12 protein-coding genes are annotated in these 16330 nt (G+C 45.1%); 2 read left to right on the plus strand and 10 right to left on the minus strand.

The window, feature by feature from the left end:
* Nucleotides 1–273 precede the first annotated feature (273 nt).
* Together carB and carA are read right to left on the minus strand one after the other, a co-directional pair.
* Nucleotides 274–3507, minus strand: a complete 3234-nt coding sequence (carB, locus tag ACWYVB_RS15350) for a carbamoyl-phosphate synthase large subunit (protein ID WP_203346661.1) — start codon at nucleotides 3505–3507, stop codon at nucleotides 274–276.
* 16 nt (nucleotides 3508–3523) lie between these two features.
* Entirely contained in the window at nucleotides 3524–4663 is a 1140-nt protein-coding gene (gene carA / locus ACWYVB_RS15355; protein WP_005396428.1) for a glutamine-hydrolyzing carbamoyl-phosphate synthase small subunit, read from the minus strand.
* Between the two features lie 245 nt (nucleotides 4664–4908).
* Here carA and ACWYVB_RS15360 point away from each other — a divergent pair, with 245 nt between their 5' ends.
* On the plus strand, nucleotides 4909–5136 hold the full coding sequence (locus ACWYVB_RS15360; RefSeq protein ID WP_192943671.1) for a hypothetical protein: 228 nt from the start codon (nucleotides 4909–4911) through the stop codon (nucleotides 5134–5136).
* A gap of 8 nt (nucleotides 5137–5144) precedes the next feature.
* On the opposite strand, the gene dapB is transcribed toward ACWYVB_RS15360, so the two are convergent.
* From dapB to secA, 3 genes are all read right to left on the minus strand, one after another.
* Nucleotides 5145–5954, minus strand: coding sequence for a 4-hydroxy-tetrahydrodipicolinate reductase (dapB, locus tag ACWYVB_RS15365; protein ID WP_006742699.1), 810 nt, complete (start codon nucleotides 5952–5954; stop codon nucleotides 5145–5147).
* A 110-nt stretch (nucleotides 5955–6064) separates the two neighbouring features.
* Complete coding sequence (gene mutT, locus ACWYVB_RS15370; protein WP_317410735.1) at nucleotides 6065–6463, minus strand: 8-oxo-dGTP diphosphatase MutT; 399 nt, start codon at nucleotides 6461–6463, stop codon at nucleotides 6065–6067.
* Nucleotides 6464–6629: 166 nt separating this feature from the next.
* Complete coding sequence (secA, locus tag ACWYVB_RS15375) at nucleotides 6630–9359, minus strand: preprotein translocase subunit SecA (RefSeq protein WP_005396435.1); 2730 nt, start codon at nucleotides 9357–9359, stop codon at nucleotides 6630–6632.
* 408 nt (nucleotides 9360–9767) lie between these two features.
* Here secA and ACWYVB_RS15380 point away from each other — a divergent pair, with 408 nt between their 5' ends.
* The gene (locus tag ACWYVB_RS15380) at nucleotides 9768–10226 is read left to right on the plus strand and encodes a DUF721 domain-containing protein (protein WP_005396436.1); all 459 of its coding nucleotides are present in this window, start codon (nucleotides 9768–9770) and stop codon (nucleotides 10224–10226) included.
* Nucleotides 10227–10340: 114 nt separating this feature from the next.
* On the opposite strand, the gene lpxC is transcribed toward ACWYVB_RS15380, so the two are convergent.
* The 5 genes from lpxC to murC all read right to left on the minus strand — a co-directional run bounded on the left by lpxC (nucleotide 10341) and on the right by murC (nucleotide 16316).
* Nucleotides 10341–11258 carry a UDP-3-O-acyl-N-acetylglucosamine deacetylase gene (gene lpxC, locus ACWYVB_RS15385; protein ID WP_203346662.1) on the minus strand — a complete coding sequence of 306 codons (918 nt, stop codon included), beginning with the start codon at nucleotides 11256–11258 and terminating at the stop codon, nucleotides 10341–10343.
* Nucleotides 11259–11359: 101 nt separating this feature from the next.
* Nucleotides 11360–12598, minus strand: a complete 1239-nt coding sequence (gene ftsZ / locus ACWYVB_RS15390) for a cell division protein FtsZ (RefSeq protein WP_005396438.1) — start codon at nucleotides 12596–12598, stop codon at nucleotides 11360–11362.
* Nucleotides 12599–12628: 30 nt separating this feature from the next.
* The gene (gene ftsA / locus ACWYVB_RS15395; protein WP_005396440.1) at nucleotides 12629–13891 is read right to left on the minus strand and encodes a cell division protein FtsA; all 1263 of its coding nucleotides are present in this window, start codon (nucleotides 13889–13891) and stop codon (nucleotides 12629–12631) included.
* Nucleotides 13884–14666 carry a cell division protein FtsQ/DivIB gene (locus tag ACWYVB_RS15400; RefSeq protein WP_005396441.1) on the minus strand — a complete coding sequence of 261 codons (783 nt, stop codon included), beginning with the start codon at nucleotides 14664–14666 and terminating at the stop codon, nucleotides 13884–13886. Before ACWYVB_RS15400 ends, ftsA begins: the two co-directional genes overlap by 8 nt.
* Nucleotides 14667–14858: 192 nt before the next feature.
* Entirely contained in the window at nucleotides 14859–16316 is a 1458-nt protein-coding gene (gene murC, locus ACWYVB_RS15405; protein ID WP_005396442.1) for a UDP-N-acetylmuramate--L-alanine ligase, read from the minus strand.
* Nucleotides 16317–16330: the final 14 nt, after the last annotated feature.

Consider the following 16330-nt stretch of genomic DNA (forward strand, 5'->3'; position numbering starts at 1 on the left):
GCAAAAATAAACTTAATCACTATCTCTTTTATCATTCTTACCTGCAGTATCAACTTTGTTGTAGCAAGTGGTAGTACTATTTCTTCATCTTTAGGAACATTGCTTGCCATAATTAGCTTGATGATCTTCAAAAGCGAAGCATACCAATCGTTCCTAGCACATTTTAATACTCTTCATTTTAGAAAAACCTAGATATAAAAAAGCCCGCTCAAATGAGCGGGCAATGAGGTTGTCATATAAGCCCTATTTTTCGGGCTTACTGATTTTTATCTATTACGCTTCTAGGCTAGCTTTCACCTTTGCGTGTAGCTCTTGAACCGAAGTTACTGACGCTTTTGCATCTGCAGTGTGAGACATACATGTAGCGAACGCTGCGTTCAGTGTCGTTGTGTAGTTCACTTTTTCTGCCAGTGCACCGCGGCGTAGAACTTTCGAATCTTCAATCGCTTGACGACCAGCAGCCGTGTTTACAATGTAGGTGTATTCGTTGTTCTTGATGCGGTCAAGAATGTGTGGACGACCTTCGTGTACTTTGTTTACCAAACGTGGGTTAATACCCGCTTCGCCCAGAATTACAGCAGTACCGTGTGTCGCATCCAACTGGTAACCCAGTTTCACTAGCTTAGAAGCTAGGTCAACAACACGCTCTTTATCGCCTTCACGTACAGACAGTAGCGCACGACCACCTTCAGGGTAAACTGCACCACAACCTAGCTCTGCTTTCGCGTAAGCTTCTGCGAATGTTGCGCCAACGCCCATTACTTCACCTGTTGAGCGCATTTCTGGGCCCAATAGCGGATCAACGCCAGGGAACTTGTTGAACGGCAGAACCACTTCTTTCACTGAGTAGTAAGGAGGGATAATCTCTTTAGTAAAGCCTTGTGACTCTAGAGATTGACCCGCCATTACACGTGCAGCGATTTTCGCTAGAGGTGCACCTGTCGCTTTCGATACGAATGGTACCGTACGAGCAGCACGAGGGTTCACTTCGATTAGGTAAACGTCGTTGTCTTTCACAGCAAACTGCGTGTTCATCAAACCGCGTACACCGAGTTCGAACGCCAGCTTCTCAACTTGCTCACGCATCTTGTCTTGAATTTCCTGACTTAGCGTGTATGCAGGCAGTGAACATGCAGAGTCACCAGAGTGAACACCGGCTTGTTCGATGTGTTCCATGATACCGCCGATAACGACGCGTTCACCGTCACAGATAGCATCAATATCAACTTCGGTTGCATCATCCAAGAAACGGTCTAGTAGAACTGGAGACTCGTTCGATACGCTTACTGCTTCATTGAAGTAGCGACGCAGGTCTTGCTCGTCGTATACGATTTCCATCGCACGACCACCGAGTACATAAGATGGACGAACAACTAATGGGAAGCCAATTTCTTTCGACTTCTCAACCGCTTGCTCCATCGTTGTTACTGTCGCGTTTTCTGGCTGAAGTAGACCTAAACGGTCAACAGCGGCTTGGAAGCGTTCACGGTCTTCCGCACGGTCTATAGCATCTGGGCTCGTACCAATGATTGGAACACCAGCCGCTTCTAGAGCACGAGCCAGTTTAAGTGGCGTTTGACCACCGTACTGAACAATTACACCTTTTGGTTTTTCAACGCGAGCGATAGACAGTACATCTTCCAGAGTTACTGGTTCGAAGTACAGACGATCAGACGTATCGTAGTCAGTAGATACCGTTTCTGGGTTACAGTTAACCATAATGGTTTCGTAACCGTCTTCACGCAGCGCAAGTGATGCGTGTACACAACAGTAGTCGAATTCAATGCCTTGGCCGATACGGTTTGGACCACCACCAAGAACCATGATCTTGTCTTTGTCTGTTGGGTTGGCTTCACACTCTTCATCGTAAGATGAGTACATGTAAGCCGTGTCAGAAGAAAACTCTGCGGCACACGTATCCACACGTTTGTAAACCGGGTGAATATCAAACTGCTCACGAGCACGGCGAATTTCACTTTCAGCGACACCAAGCAGTTTAGACAAGCGCGCATCAGAGAAGCCTTTACGTTTCATCTGGCGAAGCACTTCTTTGGTTAAACCTGCGTAGCCGCCCGCCTTGACTTGCTCTTCGAGTTTTACGATTTCTTCGATTTGAACCAGGAACCAACGGTCAATTTGAGTCAAGTTGAACACGCCGTCAACTGACATGCCAGCTCGGAATGCATCGGCGATGTACCAGATACGCTCAGCGCCTGCTTCTTTAAGTTCGTGACGAATCTTAGTCAGTGCATCTGGTGCTTCTAAATCGACCATCTCGTCAAAACCAGTTGCGCCAACTTCTAGGCCACGAAGTGCTTTGTGAAGAGATTCTTGTTGGTTACGACCAATTGCCATTACCTCACCAACCGATTTCATCTGAGTAGTCAGACGGTCGTTTGCGCCAGAAAATTTCTCGAAGTTAAAGCGAGGAATCTTAGTTACGACGTAGTCGATAGTTGGCTCGAATGATGCTGGTGTTGCACCGCCCGTGATGTCGTTTTGTAGTTCGTCCAGAGTAAAGCCAACAGCAAGCTTCGCGGCAATCTTAGCGATTGGGAAACCTGTTGCTTTTGACGCTAACGCAGAAGAGCGAGATACACGTGGGTTCATCTCGATGATAACCATACGGCCATCTTTCGGGTTGATACCAAACTGTACGTTTGAACCACCTGTTTCAACACCAATTTCACGTAGAACGGCTAGCGATGCATTACGCATTAGCTGGTATTCTTTGTCAGTCAGTGTCTGTGCTGGTGCTACTGTGATTGAGTCACCCGTGTGGATACCCATTGGATCAAAGTTTTCGATTGAACATACGATGATACAGTTGTCCGCTTTGTCACGAACGACTTCCATTTCGTACTCTTTCCAACCGATTAGTGACTCATCGATAAGAAGTTCGTTGGTCGGAGATAAGTCCAGACCGCGACGACAGATTTCTTCGAACTCTTCTTTGTTGTACGCGATACCACCACCAGTGCCACCCATGGTGAACGATGGACGGATGATACAAGGGAAGCCAACCATATCTAAAACTTTGTAAGCTTCTTCCATGCTCTTCGCTGTATCTGCGCGAGGACACTCAAGGCCGATAGACTTCATCGCTTTATCAAAACGAGAACGGTCTTCCGCTTTGTCGATTGCATCTGCAGTTGCGCCGATCATCTCTACGCCGAATTCTTCTAGTACGCCGTGTTTCTCTAAGTCTAACGCACAGTTAAGTGCAGTCTGGCCACCCATGGTTGGCAAAACTGCATCTGGACGCTCTTTTTCAATGATCTTGCGTACCACTTCCCATTGGATTGGCTCGATGTAAGTCGCATCAGCCATCTCTGGGTCTGTCATGATCGTTGCTGGGTTCGAGTTAACCAGAATAACTCGGTAGCCTTCTTCACGAAGTGCTTTACAGGCTTGTGCGCCAGAGTAGTCAAACTCACATGCCTGACCGATAACAATCGGACCAGCACCAAGAATTAGAATACTTTGAATGTCAGTACGTTTTGGCATTATCTACTACTCCGAATTAAGCGCTGTGTTTTTTGATTAGTTCGATAAAGTGGTCAAATAGCGGTGCCGCGTCATGTGGACCTGGGCTCGCTTCTGGGTGACCTTGGAAGCTAAATGCTGGCTTGTCTGTGCGGTGAATACCTTGCAAAGAGCCATCAAATAACGATACGTGAGTAGCACGTAAGTTTTCCGGTAACGTTGCTTCATCTGCCGCAAAGCCGTGGTTTTGCGAAGTGATCATAACAACGTTACGGTCTAAATCTTTTACTGGGTGGTTTGCACCATGGTGACCAAACTTCATTTTCACGGTTTGTGCACCTGACGCTAACGCAAGGATTTGGTGACCTAAACAGATACCGAAGATAGGTAAGCCTTTTTCTAGGAACACTTTTGTCGCTTCAATCGCGTAAGTACATGGTTCTGGATCACCAGGGCCATTTGATAGGAAAACACCGTCCGGGTTCATCGCAAGCACTTCTTCCGCTGACGTTTCAGCAGGAACAACCGTTAAGCGGCAACCGCGGTCAACCAACATTCGCAGGATGTTGCGTTTTGCGCCGAAGTCGTAAGCAACGACGTGGTATGGCAGCTCGCTGTCATCTTTCGCCTCTGGAAGTCCACCTTCAAGCGTCCACGAACCTTGTTTCCATTGATACGCTTCTTTCGTTGTAACTTCTTTCGCAAGGTCCATTCCTTTTAAGCCTGGGAATTCTTTTGCTTTCGCTAGAGCCAAAGCTTCATCTAGGTTATTACCCGCAACAATACAACCGTTTTGAGCACCTTTTTCACGCAAGATACGAGTGAGCTTTCGCGTATCAATATCAGCGATGCCAACGATATTTTGAGACTTAAGGTAATCAGAGAGGGATTGTTCATTACGGAAGTTAGAAGCGATAAGAGGAAGGTCGCGAATCACAAGGCCTTGTGCATGAATGGAAGAGGATTCTTCATCTTCGGAAGTGGTTCCGGTATTGCCAATGTGAGGATAAGTAAGGGTGACGATTTGCTGAGAATAGGAAGGATCAGTGAGGATTTCTTGATACCCCGTCATCGAGGTATTAAAAACGACTTCACCAACGGAAATACCATCTGCCCCTATGGACACTCCGTGGAACACTGTCCCATCTTCTAGGACTAACAGTGCTAATTTACCCAAGACAACCTCCAGAATAAAAATGCAAAAAAAATAAATCAAACTGCAAACATGCCTTCCTTTACCTATAAAATCTACATAAATAGGTATTTCAGACAAATTGGCGGTATTCTAAAGTTGGACTGGAAACCTGTCAACCTACAATCAAAAATAAATTATCAGTTTCTAGCGAGTAAGGTCATTTCGAATCAGTAAGGCTCAAAAAGACAACTTTTGAATGCTATTACATAGGGAGGGATAGAGGTTTAATGAATTTTACAAATTTGAACTTTTTAGGGATCACAAAAAATTATGAGTTTTTAACGCAAACGTTCACCAAGACAAAAACAGGAACACTTTTAACGGTTACACACAAAAACAAAGCCAAAACAGACAAAAACACAACAAAAGCAAGTGCTAAAATCTTCTCTATCAGAATCATTTTATTTACAAATAATTCTATAGATATAAAAAAGCCGGCTAGCGCCGGCGAATAATTATGTATTTAGAGTTCATTCAATCCCAAAACATCTGTCATGGTATAAAAGCCCGCAGGTTTAGCACTCAACCAAACGGCAGCCTTTACGGCCCCATTAGCAAACGTCATGCGATCAGTCGCTTTGTGCGTTATTTCCACTCGTTCCCCGATATCAGCAAACATAGCTGTATGCTCACCGACGATATCGCCAGCGCGAATCGTAGCAAAGCCGATCTCATCTTTTGTTCTTTCACCAGTAATGCCTTCTCGGGCATAGACAGCTACATCATTCAGCTTATTACCCATCGCACCAGCAATAGCTTCTCCCATTCCGATAGCGGTACCAGAGGGGGCATCAACTTTATGGCGATGGTGTGCTTCAACAATCTCGATATCACAGTAATCCCCCATCACTTTGGCCGCTTTCTCAAGAAGCTTAAAGACAAGGTTTACGCCTACAGAATAATTTGGCGCCATCACAACAGGCACTTGCTTGGCTGCTTCATCGATAAGATCACGCTCTGCATCGCTGAAGCCAGTCGTCCCAATCACAATGCTCTTACCGTATTTCTTACACAACTCGAGATTCGCTAATGTGCTTACTGGAGCGGTGAAATCGATGATTACATCAAAATTATCGACGTCTTTAGCAAGATCATCCGTTAAGAGCACATCGAATTTACCTTCACCACAAAGTTCACCAATATCGACACCGACGAGTGAAGACTCAGGTCGTTCTGATCCCGCGCTCACTGTCGCTTCAGGATTAAGGTGTGAAGCTTTAACCAAATTACGGCCCATTCGGCCAGCTGCTCCTGCGATTGCAATACGAACCATTGCGCTTTCTCTCCTTCTCTGGATAACGAGGTTTGCTCTCGTTCTCTCGTTTCGCTTAATCTGTTTAAACTAACAACATACCGTGGTTACCACAAGCAAGTTCATCGAGCTTAAGCAAACTCTTTTACAACACGCTCCAAGATAGGTACGTTCGCTTCAGGAAAGGTGTAGTCGCCCAATTCGCTGATTTCAACCCAGCATCCTTCTTGACCTTCTCGACCGTAAGGCTCATTACTGAATTGAGATACTGTAATAAAATCAAACTTGAGTGATTTGTCTGAATAGTCGTATTCCAAGTGTTCAAAAGGTGCTTGCTCAATAACTTCAATTCCTACTTCTTCTTCGAGTTCTCTTGTAATAGCAAGCTCAATACTTTCTCCCGGCTCGACTTTGCCACCCGGAAACTCCCAAAAACCGCCTTTGTGCTTATCATCAGGACGCTTTGTAATAAAGATCTTTGATTTGTCTTGGTTAAAAATAATTGCCGCGACTATGTGAATTCTTTTCATGGGGATTCCTAACTCTCAAGACCGTTGTACTTTTCTATTGTGACAACGAGCTTCTACATCTCAAAAACTTGCTGACCTATCAAACTTATGGAATTTGATAGCCAAAGAATTTATTTAAAAAAAGAGTCGCCTAAGCGACTCTTTGATAAATAATCCGACTAACAGATTAGTCGATTTTGCCGTGGCACTGTTTGTACTTCTTGCCACTGCCACAAGGGCAAGGTTCATTACGACCTACTTTACGTTCATCACGTACCATTGGTTGATTTGAACCTTCTTCAGATTCTTCGCCTTCAGAAAGCGGATTTTGTGCTGCAGCGTGTTGCGCTTGTGCACGACGAGCGGCTTCTTCAGCTTGCGCACGACGCTGTTCTTCCATACGTTCAACTTCTTCTTGTTGCTGAACGCGAACACGAGATAGAACAGTAATAACGTCTGTTTTCAGCGCTTCTAGTAGACCCTCAAACAGTTCAAACGACTCACGTTTGTATTCTTGTTTTGGGTTCTTCTGTGCGTAGCCGCGTAAATGGATACCTTGACGCAAGTGATCCATCGCAGCCAAATGCTCTTTCCAAAGCGTATCCAGAGTCTGAAGCATGACCGATTTTTCGAAGTTGCGAAGCACTTGTGCACCCACCACTTCCTCTTTCTCTTTGTACACTTCAACAGCTAGGTTGATGATCTTTTCACGTAATGCTTCTTCGTAAAGCTTGTCGTCTTCTTCAAGCCATTGCTTCACTGGCGCATCAAGATCGAAGTCCGCTTTCAAGCGCTCTTGTAGACCTTCAACATCCCACATATCTTCTAGTGACTGTGGTGGAATGTACTCATCAATAACCGCGGTTAGTACATCTTCACGGTTTTGCTCGATCATGCCGCTGATGTCTTCAACGTTCATTAACTCGTCACGCAGTTCGTAGACAACCTTACGTTGATCGTTCGCTACATCATCGTATTCAAGCAGCTGCTTACGGATATCAAAGTTACGACCTTCCACTTTGCGCTGTGCTTTTTCAATTGAGCGAGAAAGCATTTTCGATTCAATAGCTTCACCTTCTTCCATACCACTTTGAATAAGGCTCGCCATACGATCAGAAGTGAAAATACGTAGCAAAGAGTCTTCCATAGATAGGTAGAAGCGCGATGAACCCGCATCACCTTGACGACCGGAACGACCACGTAGCTGGTTATCAATACGGCGAGATTCGTGGCGCTCAGTACCGATGATATGTAGACCACCAGCTTCTAGCACTTGGTCATGCACCACTTTCCACTCTGCTTTAATCGCATCGATTTGCTCTTGAGTTGGGTTCTCTAAAGCTTCAACTTTTGATTGCCAGCTACCGCCAAGCACAATGTCCGTACCACGACCGGCCATGTTGGTCGCGATAGTTACCGCACCAGGCATGCCCGCTTCAGCAACAATTTCCGCTTCTTTCTCATGGAATTTCGCGTTCAATACGTTGTGTTTGATCTTAGCCTTCTTCAATGCGTTAGAAAGAAGTTCTGACTTTTCAATCGACACAGTACCAACAAGCGTTGGCTGCCCTTTGGCAACACGCTCTTTAATATCTTCAATGATTGCCGCAAACTTCTCTGCTTCAGTACGGTAAACCACATCTGGCATATCGTTACGAATCATCGGCTTGTTGGTTGGGATAACCACCGTTTCCAAACCATAGATAGACTGGAATTCGAACGCTTCAGTATCCGCTGTACCTGTCATACCTGACAGTTTTTCGTATAAACGGAAGTAGTTCTGGAAGGTAATAGAAGCCAAAGTTTGGTTTTCGTTTTGGATCTTAACGCCTTCTTTCGCTTCTACTGCTTGGTGAAGACCTTCAGACCAACGACGACCTGGCATTGTACGACCAGTGTGTTCATCAACGATGACCACTTCACCTTCATCAGTAACAATGTAATCAACGTTACGCTCGAATAACACATGAGCACGCAAAGCAGCATTCACGTGATGCAACATGCTGATGTTAGCCGGAGAGTAAAGTGTATCACCTTCCTCCATCAGACCGTTTTTCACCAACAGTTCTTCAACGTATTCTTGACCCGTTTCTGTTAGGTATACTTGCTTTGATTTTTCATCAACAGTGTAGTGACCATCACCACGGTATTCTTCAGAGTCTTCTTTATCTTGCTTTTTCAGATGCGGGATCAAAAGGTTGATTCGAGTGTATAGCTCAGAGCTATCTTCAGCAGGACCAGAAATGATCAAAGGAGTACGAGCTTCATCAATTAGGATTGAGTCCACCTCATCGACAACAGCAAAGAAGCGATCACGCTGTACACGGTCTTCGCTACGGAAAGCCATATTGTCACGAAGGTAGTCAAAACCAAATTCATTGTTGGTTCCGTATAGAATGTCAGCTTGGTACGCTTCTTTTTTCTCTTGAGGAGGCATGTTTGGCACGTTTACGCCAACGGTCATACCTAAAAATTCAAATAGAGGGCGGTTCGTCTCAGCATCACGTTTAGCTAGATAATCGTTCACTGTTACGATGTGAACGCCTTTACCAGCAAGAGCATTTAAGTAAGCTGGAAGCGTTGCAGTCAGCGTTTTACCTTCACCTGTACGCATCTCCGCAATTTGACCCGCATTTAGAACCATACCACCGATAAGCTGAACGTCGAAGTGACGCATGCCGTAGACACGCTTAGATGCTTCACGAACCGTAGCAAAAGCTTCAGGAAGTAGTTTATCAAGAGTTTCACCTTTCTCTAGGCGCTCACGGAACTCAACCGTCTTTGCTTTTAACTCTTCATCACTTAGAGCTTCGAATGTTGGCTCGTAGTTATTAATTTCTTTTACAATTTTTCTAAGGCGGCGCAGTGTTCGGTCGTTGCGACTGCCAATCACTTTTGTCAGTAGCTTAGTTATCATTTTTCGTGAATCTCTCTTTAATCAGACCGTTCCCGATCTACTCATAATGCCTTCAGTCTCTGCCAGTTTGGAACTAAGAATACTGAGATAAATCATTTATCAAAGATATTGAGTTCAAACATCCATATTTCAAGGCTAAGTTTCGAAACAATGTGGCTTAGTGTAAGGATTTTTCATCGATACAACCATAAATAGACGTATTTGTTTGAAGCACTCTGAAGTTTTTACTTAAAGTGGTGACTGATTAGACGATATTGCATACCACAATATGTGTAATTTATTCAGAGCAGACTTTGCTTTTTACCTTGCTACATTGTAAAACTGAAGCGAAAGACGTTAATGTAAACTATACCTTGATAGAAAGCTGCTCTAGAATAGCTGATATCTCAACAAAATTAGATTTTACCTATGCGTGATCACCGTCCAACCTCGACTGAAGATGTTATTGCTGAATCACAGTTCAAGCAGATTCAAGAACATGCTGGAGAAATCTTACAGCTTAACCAAGCTTTGCAAGAGATCTTACCCAAAGGGACGGCCGATCATTGCCGGGTGGCGAATGTTCGTAACGGCCACCTATTGATCGATGTTTCTAGTGCCGCGATCAAAATGAAGATCGATTACGATCGCCTCATGATCCTAAATAAACTTCGTACTCAAGGCTTTGCCAAACTGATGAGCGTTGAAGTGAGGATCAATCCATCATTATACCGAAATCGTTTCGAACAAGACGACAGACCTAAACGTCCACCATTAACAGAATCTGCAGCAAAGTCATTGATGACGATTGCCGACATGGCACCGCCTAAAATTCAAGAGCGTTTAAAGCGATTAGCCGATATGGCAGAAAAGAAAGACCGTAAGTAACCGTTATTTCAATATGCTGAAAAGCTCGAATGCTATTAATAAGCCCAAGATTAAAGCCAAATAGCAAAAAACCAGGCATAAGCCTGGTTTTTTATTAATTTTAATGCCGAGTATTTACGCAAGCACCATATTTGGTTCAGCGAATGCTACTGGTGAGCCCACTTCTTCTTCGAATGTAGTCCACTCCCACGCTTCCTGATCAGCAAGAACAGCTCGCAGAAGTTGGTTGTTCAAACCGTGACCCGATTTAAAGGCGCGAAATTCACCGATGATTGGGTGACCACACATGTAAAGATCACCAATCGCATCCAACACTTTGTGAGTCACAAACTCATTTTCAAAGCGTAGACCTTCTTCGTTAAGAATACGGTAATCATCCAATACGATAGCATTGTCGAAACTACCACCCAAAACTAGGTTTTGAGACTGTAGATATTCGATATCACGCATAAAGCCAAACGTACGTGCACGAGAAATTTTACGAACGAAGCCTTTTGAGGAGAAATCAAACAGCAAGCGCTGCTCGTCTGACTCAATTGCAGGGTGATTAAATTCAATTTCGAAGTCCATGCGGAAGCCGTTAAATGGTACAAACTCTGCCCATTTATCGCCATCTTCAAAACGAACTGGCTTTTTAATACGGATGAAACGTTTTGGCGCATTTTGCGTTTCGATACCTGCTTGTTGTAGCAAGTATACAAATGGGCTAGCACTACCATCCATAATTGGAATTTCAGGTGCGTCTACTTCGACAATAATGTTGTCGATGCCCATACCAGCAAGTGCCGCATTCAAGTGCTCTACAGTTGAAATACGCACACCTTCGTCGTTTACCAAAGCAGTACATAGCATGGTGTCACGAACAGAAGCTGGATCAGCTGGAAAATCTACAGGTGGGTTTACATCTGTACGACGGTAAATGATACCTGTATTTGCAGCAGCCGGGCGCAGAGTAAGCGTGACTTTACGACCAGAGTGGAGGCCCACACCAGTTGTTTTCACTATTTCTTTCAGAGTACGTTGTCTGATCATCTGCTTGCCTCTCAAAAATTTGCTACAAAACACGGCCGTCTGTAACGTCGACCGTGAATGCTACCATAATTTTGAGCCATGTCAAATTTATGGATTAAAGATTAATCAGCCTGACGACGCAAAAATGCCGGGATATCTAAATAACCACTTTCCTTCTCTTGCTTCGGAGCCGCAGAGCTTTGGCTCGACGATGCTGGAGAAGAAGAAACTGTATTTGTAGGCTGAGGAGTTACCTGTGGCTTCTCTTGCACTTGATTATTTTGCAAGGTTTGTGCCGGTTTCTCTTCAGCTTGCGTTGCCGCCGCTTGCTGTTGTGGTTGAGCCTGCGGCGTCGGAGCCACTTTCGCTTTACCACCCGCAACTAGTGTGATATCTGGTCTTTTCTCATTGCCAATACCTGTCGCTACAACTGTTACGCGGATTTCGTCCGTCATATCTGGGTCTAGAGAAGTACCGATAACAACAGTTGCATTGTCAGAAGCAAATGCTTTCACTGTATTACCAACCGTCTCAAACTCGTCAAGACGCATATCCAGACCTGCAGTAATATTGACAAGAACACCACGAGCGCCCGCTAGATCGATGTCTTCCAGAAGTGGGCTAGAAATTGCCATTTCAGCCGCTTCTTCAGCACGATCTTCGCCTTTAGCAATACCGCTGCCCATCATCGCGTGACCCATTTCAGACATTACTGTCCTTACGTCCGCAAAGTCGACGTTGATCATGCCAGGGCGAGTAATTAGCTCTGCAATGCCTTGAACTGCGTTCTTAAGAACGTCGTTCGCACTTGCAAAAGCTTCTAGTAGCGTGACACCACGGCCAAGTACTTTAAGCAGCTTTTCGTTTGGAATCGTAATCAAAGAGTCAACGTGCTTAGACAGCTCATCGATACCTTGCTCAGCGAACGCCAAACGCTTTTTGCCTTCAAAGCTGAACGGTTTTGTCACTACCGCGACAGTTAGAATGCCAAGCTCTTTAGCTACTTCAGCAATAACAGGTGCTGCGCCAGTACCTGTACCGCCACCCATACCAGCTGCGATAAACACCATATCGGCGCCAGTTAGGGAATCTTTAATTCTATCTCTGTCTTCGAGAGCTGCGTCACGGCCAACCTGTGGATTAGCACCTGCACCCAGACCTTTGGTGATATCGCCACCGATCTGAATAACATTGCCAACGCTTGTCTTACGAAGTGCTTGCGCATCAGTGTTGACGCTGATGAATTCCACACCTTCGATGGATTCACGCACCATGTGTTCAACGGCGTTACCACCGCCGCCACCAACCCCAACGACCTTGATTACTGCATCGTCAGACATTTCCATCATCGGTTCAAACATGTGTTGTCTCCGTTTATCCTGCAACTCAGGTTAAAACTCTTTTTGTATCCAGTTACGCAATTTATCGAAAAAGCCAGTAACAGATGAGCGTTTAGGTTCATTATAATCGCTATCGTCGCTAGACTGCATGTCTCTTGCGTAATGAAGTAATCCAACTGCCGTAGAATGGTACGGCTCTTTTACATAGTCAGTTAATCCGCTGACTTCGAGCGGTTTGCCGACCCTTACTTGATTGCGGAATACGCGTTCCGCACATTCTATCACTCCGTCCATTTGCGCAGCACCGCCGGTGAGTACAACTCCCGCAGCTAGATGGTGCTTTATACCCTCTTCGCGCAATTTCGCTTGTACAGAGTCAATAGTTTGGTTAACCAGTCCCATAAGCTCAGAGTAGCGTGGCTCAATCACTTCTGACAACGTTTGACGTTGCAGACTACGTGATGGTCGCCCACCTACGCTTGGTACATTAACCGTGTCATCCTTACTGACCAGTTCACTCAAAGCACAGCCATATTTGACTTTTATTTCTTCAGCATCGCTCACTGGCGTACCAAAAGCAAAAGCAATATCGCTGGTTACAGCATTTCCTGCGTACGAAAATACTTCTGTGTGACGTAACGCACCGCCAGTCCAGATGGCCACATCCATCGTGCCGGCGCCAATATCCACCACACAAACTCCAAGCTCTCTTTCATCCTCGGTGATTACTGCATTACTTGCAGCAAGCCCAGAAAATACGAGTTGCTCTACTTTAAGGCCGCATCGTTCTACCGCCTTAATAATATTGCGTGCCATGTCACTATGGCATGAGATAAGGTGGACACTTACTTCCATTCTTACCCCAGATAAGCCAAGCGGATTTTTGATTCCCTCTTGGTAATCAATGGTGAACTCTTGCGGAATCACATGAAGGATTCGCTGTTCATCACCGATTTTAATCGATTTTGCTGTATGGATAGCGCGATCCATGTCTTCTTGAGACACTTCTTCATCTGAAATCGTGCCCATACCTTTTTCAATTCGGCTTGCGATATGCTTACCAGACAACGAAATGAAGACTCGGCTGATCTGGCACTCGGCCATCAATTCAGCTTGATCAATTGCACGTTGTACTGATTTTACAACCGACTCCAAGTCATTCACGCCACCTTTATCCATGCCACGTGAAGGGCTACTACCTGCGCCAATAATATTAATTTGACCGTCTGGTAGAACCTCACCTACTAGAGCCGATACGGTTGCAGTGCCTATATCAAGACCAACAATAATGTTGTCATCAGCGGCCTTAGTCATCTGTACTCTCTTCTAACTCTTGTTCAGGAAACCAACCAACTGCGGCTCCTGTATCGTACCTAAGATCGATATAACTGATTCTTTGCGTGTCACTGCCAAGCTTGTTATAGAGCTTAAAAAATCGCTCTATACGCTCAAGAAGAGACTCTTTACCGAGCTCTAATCGAATACCGTTATCAAGGATGATTTGCCAAGCTCGTCGCTCGTTTAATACCAGAGACGATATCGCTAAACCCAATTGCTGAAACTTAGGACTCAAATCACGGTAAGCCTGTAAGACTTCTGGTCCGCTGTCTTTGGGTCCGTACAGTTTCACTTTTTCTTCTTGTAACAGAGCCACATCGCCATCAAAAACAAACCCGTTTTTATCTAACAGTTCGTTGCCATTCCAAATGGCTTCAGGTTGATGCTCTGTCAAAAAAACTTTTACTGTATCCGGCCACTGCTTTCGGATTGCGGCATGCGCCACCCATGGCAGAGCTTCGACACTTTGCTGTAATACATCAATATCCTGAGACATAAATGTACCGATGTGATCTATTCGACTAAATGCAGCCTGCACATCGTCAGCTTGGACATACTCCAGTTTTCCCTGAAGTACTATTTTGGAGAGAGGTAACCTTTGGTCATCCCACATCCAACTGATCGCCGAGTACAAAACAGAACTAATTAAGGTCACAACCACAACGAAAAATAACGCACCCAAGATTTTCTCTTGGCGACCACGGTTATTATCCGTGTTTGGTCGCTCGTCATTCAGTGCAATATTCAACAACGTCTTCGTTTCCTGACTTTTGTCGTGTACTTTTTACCCACATAATTACGCAGAGGTAAAAGTCTTGACTTTAACCTTGGGATTATACTGAGCTCTTGTAAACTATCAAACACTGATAGCAATAAATCACAATGATATTGACGCAAAATCGAGATCTGAGTCTTTATCTTTCCTTCGCGCCAACAATCTGTGTTAACCAAGCATCTTGTTTATATTTAATTCAAGACCTGCCAGTTGTTTCGCCACTTTACCAACATCACCCGCACCTTGCGTTAAGATTAGGTCGCCGTCTTGTATAACGTTAGCTAAAACTGAAGGTAATTGCTCGATTTCTGGAACAAAAATCGGATCTACCTTACCTCGGCTGCGAATTGTGCGACACAATGAACGTCCATCAGCTCCTGCAATTGGCTTTTCACCTGCGGCATAAACATCCAACATGATTAATACATCAACTTGCTCTAGCACATTCGCAAAGTCATCGTACAGATCACGAGTACGGCTATAACGGTGTGGTTGGAAAATCATAACGAGACGTTTATCTTGCCAACCGCTTCGCGCAGCATTAATGGTCACATCAACTTCTGTTGGGTGGTGTCCGTAATCATCCACTAACATGGCATGACCATTACCAGTATCAAACTCGCCAAGGTGATCAAAACGTCGTCCCGTGCCTTGCGTACCGGCCATTGCTTTTAGGATTGCATCGTCTTCAATGTCATCTTCAGTAGCCACTGCAATCGCAGCCGACGCATTAAGTGCATTGTGACGACCTGGAATGTTCAGAGTGATATCTAGGTTGGCACGCCCTTTACGTACTACCGTAAATTTGCCTTGCTGACCTTCTTGACGATAGTTTTCAATGCGTACGTCAGCATCTGCGGAGAAGCCGTAAGTAATCACTTGACGACTAATACGTGGGATTAACTCTCGAACCACAGGATCATCAATACAAACAATAGCTTGGCCGTAGAACGGTAGATTGTGTAGAAAATCAATGAAGGTTTGCTTTAACGTTTCAAAGTCACCCCCATAAGTATCCATATGATCGGCTTCGATATTGGTGACAATACTTACCATTGGTTGCAGGTGCAGGAATGACGCGTCGCTCTCATCCGCCTCGGCAATTAGAATACGACTCGAGCCTAAACGAGCATTTGTACCAGCGCTTTTCACCAAGCCGCCGTTTACAAACGTTGGATCAAGGCCTGCTTCAGAATAGATTTGTGTCACGAGTGCCGTCGTCGTCGTTTTACCGTGCGTGCCCGCAACGGCAATACCATGACGGAAGCGCATCAACTCAGCGAGCATCTCAGCACGACGTACAATAGGGATACGTAACTCCCGCGCAGCCATCACTTCTGGGTTTTCTTCGTTGATAGCGGTTGAAACCACAACCACACTGGCTTTTTCAACATTGCTAGCTTGGTGCCCGATAAATACCGTCGCACCTTTTGATACTAAACGCTCTGTCACTGGGTTCTCTGATAGGTCAGAACCTGTGATTTGGTAGCCTTCGTTCAACAGCACTTCTGCAATGCCGCTCATGCCCGCACCACCAATACCGATGAAGTGGATGGATTTCACGCGGCGCATCTCTGGCACCATGGCGCGAATCTGAGCTAAGTCTTGTGTATGTTGGATTGTCATCAATTCTATTCTCA

The sequence above is a fragment of the Vibrio sp. JZG10 genome, from assembly GCF_054064075.1.

Bases quoted from the DNA above. Each gene is read 5' to 3' on its own strand.
- dapB (WP_006742699.1), bottom strand. From the start codon at position 5,954: ATGGTTCGTATTGCAATCGCAGGAGCAGCTGGCCGAATGGGCCGTAAT.
- murC (WP_005396442.1), bottom strand. From the start codon at position 16,316: ATGACAATCCAACATACACAAGACTTAGCTCAGATTCGCGCCATGGTG.
- secA (WP_005396435.1), bottom strand. From the start codon at position 9,359: ATGATAACTAAGCTACTGACAAAAGTGATTGGCAGTCGCAACGACCGA.
- ftsA (WP_005396440.1), bottom strand. From the start codon at position 13,891: ATGACTAAGGCCGCTGATGACAACATTATTGTTGGTCTTGATATAGGC.
- lpxC (WP_203346662.1), bottom strand. From the start codon at position 11,258: ATGATCAGACAACGTACTCTGAAAGAAATAGTGAAAACAACTGGTGTG.
- carB (WP_203346661.1), bottom strand. From the start codon at position 3,507: ATGCCAAAACGTACTGACATTCAAAGTATTCTAATTCTTGGTGCTGGT.
- mutT (WP_317410735.1), bottom strand. From the start codon at position 6,463: ATGAAAAGAATTCACATAGTCGCGGCAATTATTTTTAACCAAGACAAA.
- ftsZ (WP_005396438.1), bottom strand. From the start codon at position 12,598: ATGTTTGAACCGATGATGGAAATGTCTGACGATGCAGTAATCAAGGTC.
- ACWYVB_RS15360 (WP_192943671.1), top strand. From the start codon at position 4,909: ATGAATTTTACAAATTTGAACTTTTTAGGGATCACAAAAAATTATGAG.
- ACWYVB_RS15380 (WP_005396436.1), top strand. From the start codon at position 9,768: ATGCGTGATCACCGTCCAACCTCGACTGAAGATGTTATTGCTGAATCA.